Source organism: Streptomyces sp. NBC_01224, assembly GCF_036002945.1.
GTDB lineage: Bacteria > Actinomycetota > Actinomycetes > Streptomycetales > Streptomycetaceae > Streptomyces.
The window spans coordinates 7,705,186-7,719,765 of record NZ_CP108529.1; the positions used below are offsets into that span (position 1 = coordinate 7,705,186).

General features: G+C 67.4%; 15 protein-coding genes and 3 pseudogenes. 12 read left to right on the forward strand and 6 right to left on the reverse strand.

The window, feature by feature from the left end; all coding sequences use genetic code 11:
* Positions 1 to 36: 36 nt before the first annotated feature.
* From OG609_RS34805 to cutA, 4 genes and pseudogenes are all read right to left on the reverse strand, one after another.
* Positions 37 to 318: pseudogene (locus OG609_RS34805) on the reverse strand (IS5/IS1182 family transposase); the annotation flags it as partial.
* Positions 319 to 446: 128 nt separating this feature from the next.
* Positions 447 to 1,622, reverse strand: coding sequence for a damage-control phosphatase ARMT1 family protein (locus tag OG609_RS34810; RefSeq protein ID WP_327276461.1), 1,176 nt, complete (start codon positions 1,620 to 1,622; stop codon positions 447 to 449).
* Between the two features lie 26 nt (positions 1,623 to 1,648).
* Complete coding sequence (locus tag OG609_RS34815) at positions 1,649 to 1,909, reverse strand: hypothetical protein (protein ID WP_327276462.1); 261 nt, start codon at positions 1,907 to 1,909, stop codon at positions 1,649 to 1,651.
* A 48-nt stretch (positions 1,910 to 1,957) separates the two neighbouring features.
* Positions 1,958 to 2,277: pseudogene (gene cutA, locus OG609_RS34820) on the reverse strand (divalent-cation tolerance protein CutA).
* Between the two features lie 711 nt (positions 2,278 to 2,988).
* On the opposite strand from cutA, the gene OG609_RS34825 reads away from it, so the two are divergent.
* The 10 genes from OG609_RS34825 (at position 2,989) to OG609_RS34875 (ending at position 11,163) form a co-directional block, all read left to right on the forward strand.
* A complete protein-coding gene (locus tag OG609_RS34825) occupies positions 2,989 to 3,120 on the forward strand; it encodes a hypothetical protein (protein WP_327276463.1) in 132 nt (43 codons plus the stop codon).
* 228 nt (positions 3,121 to 3,348) lie between these two features.
* Complete coding sequence (locus OG609_RS34830; protein WP_327276464.1) at positions 3,349 to 3,642, forward strand: helix-turn-helix transcriptional regulator; 294 nt, start codon at positions 3,349 to 3,351, stop codon at positions 3,640 to 3,642.
* Between the two features lie 45 nt (positions 3,643 to 3,687).
* A complete protein-coding gene (locus OG609_RS34835; protein ID WP_327276465.1) occupies positions 3,688 to 4,506 on the forward strand; it encodes a site-specific integrase in 819 nt (272 codons plus the stop codon).
* A 522-nt stretch (positions 4,507 to 5,028) separates the two neighbouring features.
* Complete coding sequence (locus OG609_RS34845) at positions 5,029 to 5,886, forward strand: HipA family kinase (RefSeq protein ID WP_327276466.1); 858 nt, start codon at positions 5,029 to 5,031, stop codon at positions 5,884 to 5,886.
* Positions 5,883 to 6,266, forward strand: coding sequence for a DUF3037 domain-containing protein (locus OG609_RS34850; RefSeq protein WP_327276467.1), 384 nt, complete (start codon positions 5,883 to 5,885; stop codon positions 6,264 to 6,266). Before OG609_RS34845 ends, OG609_RS34850 begins: the two co-directional genes overlap by 4 nt.
* Positions 6,267 to 6,501: 235 nt before the next feature.
* A complete protein-coding gene (fabG, locus tag OG609_RS34855; protein WP_327276468.1) occupies positions 6,502 to 7,263 on the forward strand; it encodes a 3-oxoacyl-ACP reductase FabG in 762 nt (253 codons plus the stop codon).
* 20 nt (positions 7,264 to 7,283) lie between these two features.
* The gene (locus OG609_RS34860) at positions 7,284 to 8,039 is read left to right on the forward strand and encodes an SDR family oxidoreductase (RefSeq protein ID WP_327276469.1); all 756 of its coding nucleotides are present in this window, start codon (positions 7,284 to 7,286) and stop codon (positions 8,037 to 8,039) included.
* A 118-nt stretch (positions 8,040 to 8,157) separates the two neighbouring features.
* Positions 8,158 to 9,738 carry an ABC transporter substrate-binding protein gene (locus OG609_RS34865; RefSeq protein WP_327276470.1) on the forward strand — a complete coding sequence of 527 codons (1,581 nt, stop codon included), beginning with the start codon at positions 8,158 to 8,160 and terminating at the stop codon, positions 9,736 to 9,738.
* A gap of 87 nt (positions 9,739 to 9,825) precedes the next feature.
* On the forward strand, positions 9,826 to 10,509 hold the full coding sequence (locus tag OG609_RS34870) for a uracil-DNA glycosylase (protein WP_327276471.1): 684 nt from the start codon (positions 9,826 to 9,828) through the stop codon (positions 10,507 to 10,509).
* 168 nt (positions 10,510 to 10,677) lie between these two features.
* Complete coding sequence (locus OG609_RS34875; RefSeq protein WP_327276472.1) at positions 10,678 to 11,163, forward strand: hypothetical protein; 486 nt, start codon at positions 10,678 to 10,680, stop codon at positions 11,161 to 11,163.
* Between the two features lie 54 nt (positions 11,164 to 11,217).
* On the opposite strand, the gene OG609_RS34880 is transcribed toward OG609_RS34875, so the two are convergent.
* Together OG609_RS34880 and OG609_RS34885 are read right to left on the reverse strand one after the other, a co-directional pair.
* Positions 11,218 to 11,670 (reverse strand): hypothetical protein, encoded by a 453-nt coding sequence (locus OG609_RS34880; protein WP_327276473.1) that lies wholly within the window; start codon positions 11,668 to 11,670, stop codon positions 11,218 to 11,220.
* Positions 11,671 to 11,745: 75 nt separating this feature from the next.
* Positions 11,746 to 12,097, reverse strand: a pseudogene (locus OG609_RS34885) (hypothetical protein).
* 166 nt (positions 12,098 to 12,263) lie between these two features.
* Here OG609_RS34885 and OG609_RS34890 point away from each other — a divergent pair.
* Both OG609_RS34890 and OG609_RS34895 read left to right on the forward strand, forming a co-directional pair.
* Positions 12,264 to 13,163 (forward strand): Gfo/Idh/MocA family protein, encoded by a 900-nt coding sequence (locus OG609_RS34890; RefSeq protein WP_327276474.1) that lies wholly within the window; start codon positions 12,264 to 12,266, stop codon positions 13,161 to 13,163.
* A gap of 1,053 nt (positions 13,164 to 14,216) precedes the next feature.
* A complete protein-coding gene (locus tag OG609_RS34895) occupies positions 14,217 to 14,564 on the forward strand; it encodes a hypothetical protein (protein WP_327276475.1) in 348 nt (115 codons plus the stop codon).
* The last annotated feature ends 16 nt before the right edge of the window (positions 14,565 to 14,580 follow it).

Genomic DNA, 14,580 nt, shown 5'->3' on the forward strand with positions numbered 1-14,580 from the left:
CGCGAGGACGCTGTTAGGGCGTGTGTGAGGTTGTGATCAATCGGGTGTCTGCAGGAGGTCGTTGATCCAGATCATCGAGGCGCGGAGGTGGAGGCCGGCGAGGTAGCTTTCGGGTGTCTTGTCGTACCTGGTTGCGATGCCCCGCCAGGCTTTGAGCTTGTTGATCAGGCGCTCGACGGTGTTGCGTTCTTTGTAGAGATCGGCGTCGTGGTTGACGGGGCGGCCGCCCCGGCTGCCCTTCTTCTTCCGGTTGGCAGCCTGGTCCTTCTTCACCGGGATGACCGCTTTGATGTTGCGTTTGTGCAGGTAGCAGCTGTTCCAGCCGAGGAGCGCGCCGACGGCCGGGGCGAGCTTACGTTTCCCGCGTCTTCAGGTGCCTTGGCATCAGCGTGGAAGCCACGTGCTGACGAGGGACGTAACCCGGTTGTAAGGACGAAACCCGGGCGTCATGAAGTGACCTGGACCAGCGCGTGCGTGCCGCTCGTACGCCACTGGGGCCCGGTAACTTCCAGCTCGTGCACGGTTTGCGGCGCCAGGCCGACGATGACGTCCGACTTCAGTGTGCGCAGAGCTGCGACCGGACCGGGGAAGTATGACGTGACGTCGGTGAACGGGGTGGTGGCCGACCAGTGTTGGTCACCGACGAGGCGGCGGTAGTTCAGGTCGCCCTTCATAATCGTCAGGGTGGCGGTGGCGAAGTCCTCGTGGAGGTCGGCGGGCATGTCCGCGTAGGGGAACGGGGCGCAGGAGAAAGGGTGGGCGCGCAGGGTGAGGCGGCCGGTGGTGAGGGCCTGCCGCAGGCGCTTGCCGATCTCGGAGGCGTAGCCGGGGGCCGTGGTCAGGCGGTGGAGGCAGGCCAGAGTGTCGGTGGCCGTGGCGTCGGAGACGTAGTACGGGTACGGCTTGAGGTGCAGAACGACGCACGCGGCGCGGTCGGTGTGGAGCAGGTGGTCGGCGAGGACCAGGTCCGGGAGGAGCTCGGGGCCGGCGTTGTCGGCCACGAGGCAGACCTTGCCGGGCGGGCTGGCGGACAGGGTTTCCCAGAAGACGGCGGAGTTGTCGGCGACGAGGTTAGTGACACGGTCGCCAAGGCCGGCGTCGCCCGCTGAGACGGCGAAGCCGAGGTCGGCGCGGTTGCCCCAGAGGGAGGCGTGGAGGAGGGTGCGATCCTGTTCGACTGCCGGGATCTGGGGGAGTTGGTCGAGGGCGGCCAGTTCGGCCTCCACCGTTGGGCCCGCGAGTTCGGCGTTCTTGAACGGGGCGAAGGGGTCGATCCCCTGCCACGGGCCGGGGGCGAAGTAGCCGAGGGCGGCCAGGAGTTTGCGGTAGAAGTAGCTCTCCGCCCAGAGGAACGGGGCGTCCCCCCAGCGGCTGCCGATGTGCTCCTTGCCCCACTGTTGCCACTGGTCCGCTCCGGGCTCGGTGTCAGGCAGGGGGAGAATCACGCCGTCCTCGGCGATCTCCTGTAGGAGGGTGTCCAGGGCACGCTGCTGTTCGAGGGGGTAGGGGGTGGTCTGGCGGACGCGCTCGATCAGGGTGGGGTGTCGGTCGTGCAGGACACCCCAGGCGAAGGAGCCTGCGACGTTGCTGACGACGACGGGGGCGGGAGGGGGCTGCGTCATGGTGTGCGGGCTTCCTTCGCGGTGGTTCAGTGGGGGCGGATGGAGAAGGCGATGGTGCCGGCCGCGGTGCCGACGACCCCGTGTCCGGTGGTTTGGTCGTAGGCCGCGCTGCGCAGCGAGGCGGCGACGCGTACTTTGGCGAGCTGTCGCTGTTCGGTCAGCGACCAGAGGCGTACGGTGCCGTCAGCCGCGGCCAACGCCAGGTGGTCTGGGTCATCGAGGAACGCGGCAATGAGAACCCGACCGGTGTGCCCCGGGAGGTGGGAGGTGAACCGGTCGTCGGACACGCTCCGGACGCGAACGCCGTCGTACGGCCGGCCCGTCGCTCCTCAGTCTTATGCCGTCTCCTCGACAACCCAGGACAGGCACGCCTCCGACCCGCCGGTCACGGGCAGCGTGATCCACTGGGAGACGTCGTACGGGTGCTTCTCGTGCAGCCACGCCTCCAGCGCCGGGAGACGGTCCGTCGAAGTCATGTACGAGATCCGCCACTCCTGCGCCTCTCGACATTCCCCTTCCACCAGTAGAAGGCAGTGATCGGCGCATCGATGTGAACGCCCGCTGCCAGCTTGCTCTCGACCGCGCCCCGGGCCAGTGCCTTCGCCTGATCCTCGTTGTCGCTGGTCGTCTGCGCAATCACAATATCGTTGGCCATGCAACTACCTCTCCAGCTCGGGTACCGTGACCCTACCCAGTCGGCCAGGGCACACCGGATGCCGCACCGTCTGCTCGGGCCACGCCGCCCACACCGCCACCCGCAGGTACACATCGCCGCTGCCGTATTCGACCCGGCAGGTGGCAGGGCGGTTACGGCCGAGTGTGTTCATCCTGTCGGGAATGACCAGGGCCTTGCCGACGAGATTGTGCAACGACTTCGCGGTGTAGGCGCCGGCGCATTCCTTTCGTCTCAATAGGTCCGCGACGCAGGGCCGTCGGAGGGCATTCGCCCACGGCAGACAGAAAAGAACTCCAAAAGACTGGAAACCTCCGCCGGGACCATGTCAACGTACAACGTCCAGGAAAACACCAGGCCAGACGACGCAGTTACTCCGGTGTGGTCAGGGCTGCGACTGATTCGCAACCCCGCACCACACCAGGCAGCCTTGCTGGCAAGGTCCCAATTTAGGAGGCTCGTCTGTCGGATTCCGCTATTGGATCCGCCCGCTTCGCTTCACCCGCCCTCTTTGGGCTCGGCGCACTGAACGCTTGGTCCGGCCAGGCGGCGGGGGGACTACGGCGCCGTGTCCACCAGGCTGTGCGTCTGCCGGCCGGCCTGTTCGGCGAGGACCTGCTGCAACGCGGCTACCGCCGTGACAGGGCCGTCCTCGCGCACATTGCGGCGCACCCCGGAGCTTCAACTCGGCAGGTGGCCGCTGCCATTGAGGCCCCCGAGCGTGTCGTGGTGCGGAATCTTGACCGCCGCACTGAGGACGGTCTGCTGGTGCTCGTTACGGACGGCGCGACCCCAGCCCTGCGCTCATACCGGCTGGCTGCCTGAACGCGGCCAGCCCGAGAAGCTGCCGGATTCATCTGATGCGGCGCGCAACATAGGCCATGATCGCCGGTTAGCCAAACCGGCGATCGTCGCGACCATTGAGTTCGCATTGGGCTGCGCTTGGTAGCGGAGCCAGGTGGGCGAGTTCTCACCTATCCCGCAATGCGCGGAATCAATGTGTCCTTCGACCGTCTTCGCGATCCCGAGGTACCAAGATGCCATCCTCCCTGCATGGGGCCCGATCCAGTGGCAGCCGCATCCGGAGCGAGTATCAGAGCTTTCCTAAATGTGCGGGAAGCGGCCGACTACCTCGGGATGTCCCCTCACACCCTGTACGTCTGGCGGCACCGTCGCCAGGGGCCGCCAAGCTTTCGGATGGGAGTCCGTGGCCGGGTCATGTACAGGCTGGTGACGCTTGACGCCTGGGTGCGCATGCAGGAGCAATCGGATTCCCGCTCCAACCTGGAATTGCGCCCAATCGAAGTAGGTGCGCAGCGACGCGTCCGCTCTGCAACTAGCGCTTGATGGTTCGCCGCTGATCTGTAATCGACCCACATTGGAGAGTGCGGCTTGGCCGGCTACATAGAAGACCGTTGGATCAAGAAGAAGAAGGACCCAGTAACGGGCAAGAGAGAGCGTACTGCCCGGTATGGGAAAGGGGCGCGATACAAGGTCGCTGGCATCCCAGGGATCCGTGACAGATCATTCGCTACAGTCGAGGACGCCAAGGCGTGGCTCTGCCGGTCGGCGACGGATGAAGAGCGCGGCGAGTTCGTGGACCCTCGTGACGGAACCATCACGCTAGCCGATTACATCGCGAAATACTGGGCACCTGGGAAGGCGGGCGCCCCGAAAACTCAGCAGGGGCACGAGCGTCGGGTGCGTCTCCACATCGTTCCGCATCTGGGACAGCTCCAGCTGAAGCAGGTAACGCCGGCGGAACTGCGTGTATATATAGCGAAGCTTGGCAGCTCCGTGAGGTCGGTCGACTATGTGCGTGGCACCTTGGGTGAGCTGTCAGGGATCCTGGAGACAGCTGTTGATGACAAGCGGATCGCTCGAAATCCGATGCGCGCGAAGTCGGTGCAGTGGCCGAAGGCATCGAAGGGGCGCAGGGAGGCGTGGTCGTTGGAGACTGTGCTCCGAGTACGTGATGTCATCAATGAGCGGAACAGGATCGCCGTTGTCCTTGGCCTGGGGTGTGGTCTCCGGCAAGGGGAGGTCTTCGGGCTGAGTCCTGATGATATTGACTACGCACGTGGTGTCCTCCACGTTCGTCGGCAGACTCAGACGATCGACGGGAAGTTGTACTACGCGCTCCCGAAGTCTCGGAAGGCCCGTGCCGTCGACATGCCGCCGTCCGTGGCTGAAGAGCTGAAAGGCATGTGAGGGATTTCCCGCCCGTAGCGGTTGAGCTTCCCTGGGGGCGGCCAGGGGAGGACAGGCCGACGGAAAAGTTCTCGCTGCTGCTCACCACGCGATTTGGCAACGCCATCGCGGTCAATACATGGAACACCTATACGTGGAAGCCTGCTTTGGCCAAGGCTGAGGTCATCCCCCAGCGGCCCGAGGGAGCCAAGCCCTGGCAGTGGGCTGCGGCTCCAAAGGACGGTTTCCACATGCTGCGACATACCTACGCCTCGATCATGTTGGAGGCAGGCGAGTCTGTCGTCACCCTGGCCCAGCGGTTGGGGCGCTCATCGCCGACGATTACGCTCGGTTACTACGCGCACTTCATGCCGCAGGCCGGGAACCGGGGCCGGGCTGTGATCGACGGTTTCCTCGGAAAGCGGGTCGCTTGCCAAAACTCCCCAGATTCTCCCCAGGGCTGATCGGGGTGATTCCCCAGGCTGTACGGCCCTGACCTCGGTCCGTGGATCTCCAGGGATCTGAGCCGTATAGCCTGGGAAAATGCTCACCGAAGTCACCGCGACCCGCTACGTCACGCCCTTGCGGGAGGGCGGATCGCTGCCCGGAATCGTCGAAGCCGACGACCTCGGCACCTATGTCATGAAATTCACCGGCGCCGGACAGGGCCGCAAGACTCTGGTCGCGGAGGTCATCTGCGGACAGCTCGGCCGCAGACTCGGCCTTCGTGTCCCCGACCTTGTACAGATCCAGCTCGACCCGGTCATCGGGCTCGCCGAGCCCGACCAGGAGGTGCAGGAACTCCTGAAGGCCAGCGGCGGGCTCAATCTCGGGATGGACTTTCTGCCCGGCTCGATCGGCTTCGACTCGCTCGCCTACCAGGTGGACTCCCGGGAAGCCGGACGTGTCGTCTGGTTCGATGCGCTGATCAACAACGTCGACCGGTCCTGGCGCAACCCGAACATGCTGATCTGGCACGGCGACCTGTGGCTCATCGACCACGGCGCCACCATGATCTGGCACCACAACTGGCCCGGTGCCCAGGTCTCCGCCGCCAAGCCGTACAACGCCTCGGACCATGCGCTGGCCCCGTTCGCCCCCGATATCGCGGTGGCCGCCGCCGAGCTCGCCCCGTTGGTCACCGAGGAACTGCTCACCGAGGTCGCGGCCGATGTCCCCGACGAGTGGCTGGTGGACGAGCCCGGCTTCGACTCCACCGACGAGCTGCGCCGTGCCTATGTGGAAGCGCTGCTGCCACGCGCCGCCACCATTCATGAGCGGATCACGATGGAGGGCCCCACCGAGCCCAAGCCGTCACAGGCCCCGGGCTGGCTCACCGAGCACCTCACCCCCTGGCCGCACCCCACCAAGAAGAAGAACGACAAGGACGGCCAGCGGTGACCAAGCGCGATGTTTTCGAGTACGCGCTGTTGCGCGTGGTGCCGCGAGTGCAGCGCGGCGAGTTCTTCAACGCGGGGGTGGTCGTCTACTGCCACGCGCAGGGTTTCGTCGCAGCCCGTATCCATCTCGACGAGACCAAGCTGCAGGCACTGGACCCGACCGCCGATGTGGTCGGTGTACGGGCCGCCCTGCATGCCGTAGAGGGCGTGTGCCGCGGCGGTGCGGACGCGGGCCAGGCGGCCCGCGACGACGCAGGCCGTCGCTTCCGCTGGCTGATCGCCCCGCGTTCCACCGTTGTCCAGCCGAGCCCCGTGCACAGCGGTCTCACGACCGACCCGGAGGCCGAGGTCGAACGGCTGCTCGACCTGCTGGTGCGCTGATCCGCCGCCCTGCGGCGCCGTCCGCAGCCACGGCGGCAGCGGTGCCGCCGGGTGTGACATGCACCCCTGCGGCCGTGGGCCGTTGACACCGAGTGCCAGGGCTTCTAGCGTCTCGTCTGCTGAAGGTACTAAGCGGTTGCTCAGTTATCGGGAAGGCTCCGCGCACGCGAAGGTTCCGTGCCGGGGGTGCCCCGACGTCCGCTGAGCCGCGATCCAAGGGCGAGGAGAACCAAGCATGTCCACCACCGAGCAGCGCGTCGCCATCGTGACCGGAGCGGCGCGGGGCATTGGCGCCGCCACCGCGGTACGTCTGGCGGCCGAGGGCCGCGCCGTCGCCGTACTCGACCTCGACGAGGCGGCCTGCAAGGACACCGTCGAGAAGATCACCGCCGCCGGGGGCGCCGCCCTTGCCGTCGGCTGCGATGTGTCGGACAGCGCCCAGGTGGAAGCCGCGGTTGTGCGGGTCGCCGCCGAGCTCGGCGCCCCGACGATTCTCGTCAACAACGCGGGCGTGCTCCGCGACAACCTGCTCTTCAAGATGAGCGAGTCCGACTGGGACACCGTGATGAACGTGCACCTCAAGGGCGCGTTCCTGATGGCGAAGGCCGTCCAGAAGCACATGGTGGACGCCAAGTTCGGCCGTATCGTCTCGCTCTCCTCCTCCTCGGCGCTCGGCAACCGCGGCCAGGCCAACTACTCAGCTGTCAAGGCCGGTCTGCAGGGCTTCACCAAGACCCTCGCCAAGGAGCTCGGCAAGTTCGGCATCACCGCCAACGCCGTCGCACCCGGCTTCATCGTCACCGAGATGACCGCGCAGACCGCGGCCCGGGTCGGCATGGGCTTCGAGGAGTTCCAGGCCGCTGCCGCCACCCAGATCCCGGTGCAGCGCGTCGGCCGCCCCGAGGACATCGCCAACGCCATCGCCTTCTTTACGGGCGACGAGGCCGGCTTCGTCTCCGGTCAGGTCATGTACGTCGCCGGCGGACCGCTCAACTGACCCGAAGGGTTTCGGACATCATGACTGTGCAGGACAGTGGGAAGGTCGCGCTCATCACGGGCGCGAGCCGGGGCATCGGCTACGGCATCGCCGAGGCGCTCGTGGCGCGCGGCGACCGGGTGTGCATCACCGGACGAGGCGAGGACGCTCTCAAGGAGGCCGTCGAGCAGCTCGGCTCCGACCGTGCCATCGGCGTGGCGGGCAAGGCGCACGACGAGGCGCACCAGGTGGCGGCGGTCGAGCGCACCATGGAGGTGTTCGGCCGTGTCGACTTCCTGATCAACAACGCCGGTACGAATCCGGTCTTCGGCCCGATCGCGGAGCTCGACCTCAACGTCGCCCGCAAGGTTTTCGAGACGAATGTGATCTCGGCGCTCGGCTTCGCCCAGCAGACCTGGAAGGCCTGGCAGAAGGAGAACGGCGGGGCGATCGTCAACATCGCCTCGGTCGCCGGAATCTCCGCCTCGCCGTTCGTCGGCGCGTACGGCATGAGCAAGGCCGCCATGGTCAATTTGACCCTCCAGCTGGCGCACGAGTTCGCGCCGGTCGTCCGGGTCAACGCGATCGCCCCCGCGGTGGTGAAGACGAAGTTCGCCCGGGCGCTGTACGAGGGTCGTGAGGCCGAGGTTGCCGCGGCCTATCCACTCGGCCGGCTGGGAGTCCCCGAGGACATCGGCGGCGCCGCCGCGTTCCTCACGTCGAGCCAGAGCGACTGGATCACGGGACAGACCCTGGTGGTCGACGGCGGGATCTTCCTGAATGCGGGCGTGAGCTGAGAGCGGCCTGAGCGGTTTTGGCCCTGATTGACTCAAGTGCCCCGTCGGGCCTGCGGATTGACCCGACGGGGCGCTGCGGTATGGTCTGCCGACCCATGGCTGATCGAGGAGCGTTCACGTGTTCTACCGGGCCAGTCTGCAGGCCGCTGCAGTCCTTGCTTCCCTCTCTCTGCTGGCAGGCTGCGGACTTCTCTCCGACAGCGGCTCGAAAACGGAGCAGAAGATAGTCGTCGGTACGACCAGCGAGCCCTCCACCCTCGATCCGGCGGCGGCGTGGGACAACTCCTGGGAAATGATGCGAAATGTCTTCCAGACTCTGGTGAGTTTCCCCACAGGAAGCACGAGCCCCGAGCCCGATGCGGCGGAATGGTGCAAGTTCACCGACATGACCAGTACGGCCTACCGGTGCAAACTCCGCAAGGGCCTGAAATTCTCCAATGGCGACAAACTCGACGCCGAGGCCGTGAAGTACTCCATGGACCGGATCACGGCCATCAAGGTCAAGGGCGGCCCTGTCGGCATGCTCGGCTCGCTCGACCGGGTCGAGACCAAGGGGGACGACATCGTCGTCTTCCATCTCTCCAAGCCGGACGCCACATTCCCGTTCATCCTCGCCACGCCCGCGATGTCGCTGGTGGCGCCCAGCGACTATTCGAAGCACAAGGTCCGCAGCGACGGAAAGGTCACCGGATCCGGTCCCTATCTCCTGGATTCGTACAAGCCGGGGAACCGGGCCGAACTGGTGAAGAATCCGGACTACAAGGGTTTCGCCAACCGTAAGAACGATGCTGTGACCATCCGGTACTTCAAGGATTCCGCCCCCGTGGTCGCGGCGCTGAAGAAGAACGAGATCGACGCGATCTACCGCGGCCTCACCGCCGAGGAGGTCGTCAGCCTGGAAGACAACAAGGACAAGAACAGCAATCTGCAGATTGTCGAGACGGTCGGCGCGGACATCCGCTTCCTGGTCTTCAACCCCAAGGATCCGGCCGCCGGGAATGCGGCCGTACGGCGGGCCATCGCCCAGCTCGTCGACCGTGACGCCCTGGTGGCCAAGGTCTACCAGGGGACGGCCGAGCCGCTGTACTCCATGGTCCCCAAGGGCATCGCCGGACACACCACCAGCTTCTTCGACGCATACGGTGATCCGGACAAGGGCAAGGCGAAGCAGATCCTCGCCAAGGCGGGCATCACCAAGCCCGTCTCGATGACGTTCTGGTTCACGACCGACCGGTACGGCTCTTCCACGGCCCCCGAGTTCGACGAGCTGAAGCGACAGCTGGAAGCCTCCGGGCTGTTCCGGATCACACTGAAGAGCAAGCCCTGGAAGGAGTTCCAGGAAGGCTTCACCAAGGGCCAGTACCCCGTTTTCGGCCGCGGCTGGTTCCCGGACTTCCCGGACCCGGACAACTTCATCGCCCCCTTCGTGGGCAAGGACAGCGTCACCGGGATGCCGTACATGAAGAGCGAGATCAGCGAGCAGCTGCTGCCGCAGACCCGCAAGGAGAGCGACCGGGGCGCGGTCAGCAAGCAGTTCGAACGGGCGCAGCAGATCCTGGTCGACGACGTGCGGCTGCTGCCGCTGTGGCAGGGCAAGCTGTACGTCGCGGCGGGCGAGGACATCGGGGGCGGCGAGCGTGCCCTGGACCCGCAGACGGTCATGCAGATGTGGGAGCTGTACCGCAAGGCCAGCTGGTAGGCCCCGGCAGGGCTCGCAGGGTCCGTTGTCAGTGGCCCCCGGTAGGTTCTCGGTTGAAGAACTGATTACTTGACGGAGGTTGTTGACGTGACCGACACCGACCTGCTGCCCGAATCCTGGCGCGGCGTCCTCGGCGAAGAGCTGCAGAAGCCCTATTTCAAGGAGCTCACCGAGTTCGTCGAGGAGGAGCGGGCCAAGGGGCCGGTATATCCGCCGCGCGACCAGGTGTTCGCAGCCCTGGACGCCACGCCCTACGACAAGGTGAAGGTCCTCGTCCTTGGTCAGGACCCGTATCACGGGGAGGGGCAGGGACACGGGCTGTGCTTCTCCGTGCGGCCGGGCGTGAAGACGCCGCCCTCCCTGCGCAACATCTACAAGGAGATGAAGGAGGAGCTCGGCCTGCCGGTCCCGGACAACGGGTATCTGATGCCGTGGGCCGAGCAGGGCGTGCTCCTGCTCAACGCCGTGCTGACGGTGCGCGCGGGCGAGGCGAACTCGCACAAGGGCAAGGGCTGGGAGAAGTTCACCGACGCGGTGATCCGCGCCGTCGCCTCGCGGCCCGATCCGGCGGTCTTCGTGCTCTGGGGCAACTACGCGCAGAAGAAGCTTCCGCTGATCGACGAGGAGCGCCATGTGGTGGTGAAGGGTGCGCACCCGTCACCACTGTCCGCCAAGAAGTTCTTCGGCTCCCGTCCGTTCACGCAGATCAACGAGGCGGTGGCGGCGCAGGGGCACGAGGCCATCGACTGGCGCATCCCCGACCTGGGCTGACGCTGCGGTTTCGGCCCGGGCCGGCGGCGGGGGCCCGGTGGACAGGTCCGGGCCGGGGGTGGGCGCCCGGTGGACAGGTCCGGGACGCCCGCCCGAGCCTCAGCGGGATTGACCGCAGCTGCGGCTAGCGTCGAATGGAAACGGGTGGACGTGGACAGGGAGGCCGCAGTGACGGAGCAGCGGGAGGCGTCGAAGGATGCCGTCATGACCAGGATCGGCCAGGCGATCATGCTGCTGCACGGTGGCGACCGGGAGGAGGCCCGCAATCGCTTCGGCGAGCTCTGGGCGGAGATCGGCGAGGACGGGGACGCCCTGCACCGGTGCACCCTCGCCCACTACATGGCCGACACGCAGGACGACCCCGGGGATGAGCTGGCCTGGGACCTGAGGGCGTTGACCGCGGCCGGTGGCCTGACCGACGAGCGCGCGGCACAGCACTCCGATGCGCTCGCGGTGCGGGCGTTCTATCCCTCGCTCCATCTCAATCTCGCGGCGGACTATGTGAAGCTCCACCGTCCCGAGGCGGCCCGGATCCATCTGGACCGGGCGCGCGCCGCCTCCGGTGTGCTCGCGGACGACGGGGCTGATGACGGGTACGGGGGAGGGGTCCGCGCGGCGATCGCGCGGCTGGAGCTGAGGCTGCGGGAGCTGTGAGAGGTGGCCCGGCCATGGCGGACGGGCCACCCGCTCGGCTCTCGCAGGCCGGGTTCAGCGGCCGTAGGTGTGCTCGCAGATCCGGGACTGCGGGCTGCCCGCGGGCCAGTGCCCGTATCCCCGTCCCAGTGCGCAGGCGTCCTTCCCGGTGACGGGGTCCGGCATGGCCGGGACGGGCGCGGTCACGGCGGGCGGGGCCTGACGCGGCCGAGGCCGCGCCGCCCCGGGGTACTTCCGTTGCTGTGGTGCGCCGGGCGCGGCGCGGCGGGTGTCCGGCGGTGCGCCGGGCGCCGGGGCGGATGCGGAGGCGGACGGCTCGGGGGCCGGTACGGCTCCCAGGCTGTCGTGGACCGGCGGCCGCACGATCTGTGGCGCCAGGTCCTGGGCGGGCCGGCTGGTCCCGGGCCGGGACGGAACGTCCGGCTGCGGCGCCACGGACACACAGCCGGACAGTGTCGTAACCGCCACGCCGACCAGGAGCTTCACGGTGATTCGGGTTCGTTGCACCTGATCAACTCTGCTGTGCGGACCCGGTTTTGAGTGAGCCGGAAAGCCAAGATTGGCCCGCACGAGTGACGCCGGTCAGCGCAATGCCGCCTGCGATCCGAGCATCCCGCGCAGCAGTTCGGTGAAGCCGGTAGCAGCTCCTTCTCGGTCGGTACGGAGCGGTGGTACGACCCCGCGGCGCACGAGAACATCAGCCCCTCGCACCAGGCCACCAGGGACACGGTGTGCCGCTCGGGCTCGAACCCTGGGGGAGTCCGGCGCGCTCGTCCACCGCGCGGTGGGTCAGGCTGCGCATCCCGCGTTCGGCGAGGAGCGCGAGGGCGGCATCGGAAATGAGATCGGCCCGGGAGGTGCCGGTGGTGCGTGTGGCCCTACGCCCACGGGGCCGCCGTCGCCCCCGCCGGAGAACGTGCTGCCGACGACGCATCTTCGACGGCACCGCGGACTGGCAGCCGCCGCAGCACACGTATGCTGCCCCGACGAAGGAAGCGCACAGGTCACTGCGGCAGACATCGGCTCGAAGCGCTCGACGGGGCACCCTCGACCGGTGAACACCGCGCCGGTCGGCGCTGAACAGTGAGAGGGAGACCCCTGTGAAGGTCGGCTGCATCGGGCTCGGCGACATCGCGCAGAAGGCCTATCTGCCGGTTCTGACGACGCTGCCCGGGGTCGAACTGCATCTGCAGACCCGTACCCCCGCCACCCTGGCCGCGGTCGCCGAGAGCCACCGGATCCCGCTCGGGCAGCGCCACACCGACCTCGAATCGCTGCTCGCCGAGGGCCTGGAAGCCGCGTTCGTCCACGCGCCGACGGCCGTGCACCCGCAGATCGTGGGCCGGCTGCTGGACGCGGGCGTCGCCACGTACGTGGACAAGCCACTGGCCTATGAACTCACCGATTCCGAGAGGCTGGTGAGCCTTGCCGAGGAGCGCGGGGTGAGCCTTGCCGTCGGTTTCAACCGCAGGGTCGCGCCCGGCTACGCGCAGTGTGCCGAGCACCCGCGCGAGCTGATCCTCATGCAGAAGAACCGGGTGGGACTGCCCGAGGATCCACGCACCATGGTGCTCGACGACTTCATCCATGTCGTCGACACGCTGCGCTTCCTGGCGCCGGGGCCGATCGAGCACACCGTCGTACAGGCCAGGATCCGCGACGGTCTGATGCACCATGTCGTGCTGCAGCTGGCCGGTGACGGATTCACCGCCATCGGCGCGATGAACCGACTCAGCGGCTCGAACGAGGAACGGCTGGAGGTCTCCGGCCAGGACTCCAAGCGCGAGGTCGTCAACCTCGCCGAGGTGATCGATCACAAGGGGCAGCCGAGCGTGCGACGGCGCGGCGACTGGGTGCCGGTGGCCCGCCAGCGCGGCATCGAGCAGAGCGTGCTGTCCTTCCTGGACGCCGTGCGGGCCGGAAGGCTGCTGAGCGCCGGGGACGCCCTGCAGACGCATGAGCTGTGCGAGCGCATCCTGCGCGACCTGGACTGTGCCTAGTGTGATGCGCCAAAAATCCTGAGGGTTGGTTGCTAACTCTTTCATGGCGCATTGAGGCCCCGCTGCTGTGGAGATCGTTCTTTCCGAGGACGAGCATGTCGAACTTGCGCGCCGGGCGGGGCCGCCGGACCAGCGCACGGCTGAGCGGGCCCTGGCGTGTGCTGATGGCATGTTGAATGCGGGTGCAGCGCAGGCTGTTGACGCCGGCGTGAAGACGGGCCGCAAGTGGCGTGGAAAGTTCGCCGCTGAGCGGCGGGCGGGATCAGTGATGATGCTTCGGCGGGCGCGCTCTCCACTCGGATCACGGGGCGTCGAGAACTCCAAGATCTTGGAAGCCCGTGCCTGTCTCACGGAACCCCGCCGAGCCGGCAGATCATCACGAAACCGGACGTCGAACGACTACGCCGACCCCTTGGGGCCGGTGGAAGCGTAGGGAACGCATGCCCGGGATGCGGGGCATGGTCCAGCCGTACTCATGGCTCCTACCTGGGGTTTCCTGCTGATGTGCCCAGTGGCGGACGAAGCGTGGCACTCCGGCTGAGGGGCTGTCGGTTCATTCGCCAGAACACCGCGTGCGCTCGACGTACCTTCGTCGAGCAGATACCCGGCCTGGCCCGCAGGCGTGGTCAGTGGACGGAGCGGCTGGGCTCCACGTCGGCCGCAGTCGGTCTTGCTTGGCCGGGCCGGGCCGGCGCCCGTCCGGCGCCCGTCTTCGGGCTGCCCGTCAGTCGCAGCACGGTCCTGCGTCTGGTCGACGCTCTTCCCGAGCCGGCGGTGTCTGCTCCGTGGGTGGTCGGCGTGGATGAGTGCGCCACCCGTAAGGGCCGCCGCTACGGCACTGTCCTCGTGGACGTCGAAACCCGCCGCCCCATCGACGTGCTGCCTGACCGGGAGGCATCGAGCCTGGCCGCCCGGCCGGCCCAGCGTGGAAGTCCTGTCAGACTGGAGTACCAGGTGTTCTGTTCGGCTCCGCGTCGCTCGGCTTCGGGATGCGTCGGGCCCCGCTCCGATGCAGGCTGGGGAGATGGACCACCGGCCCGTGGAGGTGACCTCGTGAGGCCCCACGACGAGCCAAAGGGCTGGGGGGCACTCCAGCCGCCGCCCGGCTACTACTCGGCCGACGGGCGGCCGCCCGACGCGATGCAGCGCGGGCTGATCCTCGACTGGGCGGTCAATCAGCGGATCGCGAGCGGCTGGCGAGTGGAATCACGCTCCGAGACGCAGGTCGTCATGGTCCGGGGCCGACCGCTGAACCATGTGCTGCACGCCATCCTGATGGTGTTCACCTGCTTTCTCTGGGGCGGCGTGTGGCTGGTGCTGGCCGTGACCAACAAGGTCGAGAGGGTCTCGCTCACCGTCGACGCCCAGGGCCACATCGTCTCCGTGAACGGTCCCGGATAGTCCGGCCGGTCTCCGG

Bases quoted from the DNA above. Each gene is read 5' to 3' on its own strand.
- OG609_RS34810 (WP_327276461.1), bottom strand. From the start codon at position 1,622: ATGACGCAGCCCCCTCCCGCCCCCGTCGTCGTCAGCAACGTCGCAGGC.
- OG609_RS34830 (WP_327276464.1), top strand. From the start codon at position 3,349: ATGGGGCCCGATCCAGTGGCAGCCGCATCCGGAGCGAGTATCAGAGCT.
- OG609_RS34845 (WP_327276466.1), top strand. From the start codon at position 5,029: ATGCTCACCGAAGTCACCGCGACCCGCTACGTCACGCCCTTGCGGGAG.
- fabG (WP_327276468.1), top strand. From the start codon at position 6,502: ATGTCCACCACCGAGCAGCGCGTCGCCATCGTGACCGGAGCGGCGCGG.
- OG609_RS34860 (WP_327276469.1), top strand. From the start codon at position 7,284: ATGACTGTGCAGGACAGTGGGAAGGTCGCGCTCATCACGGGCGCGAGC.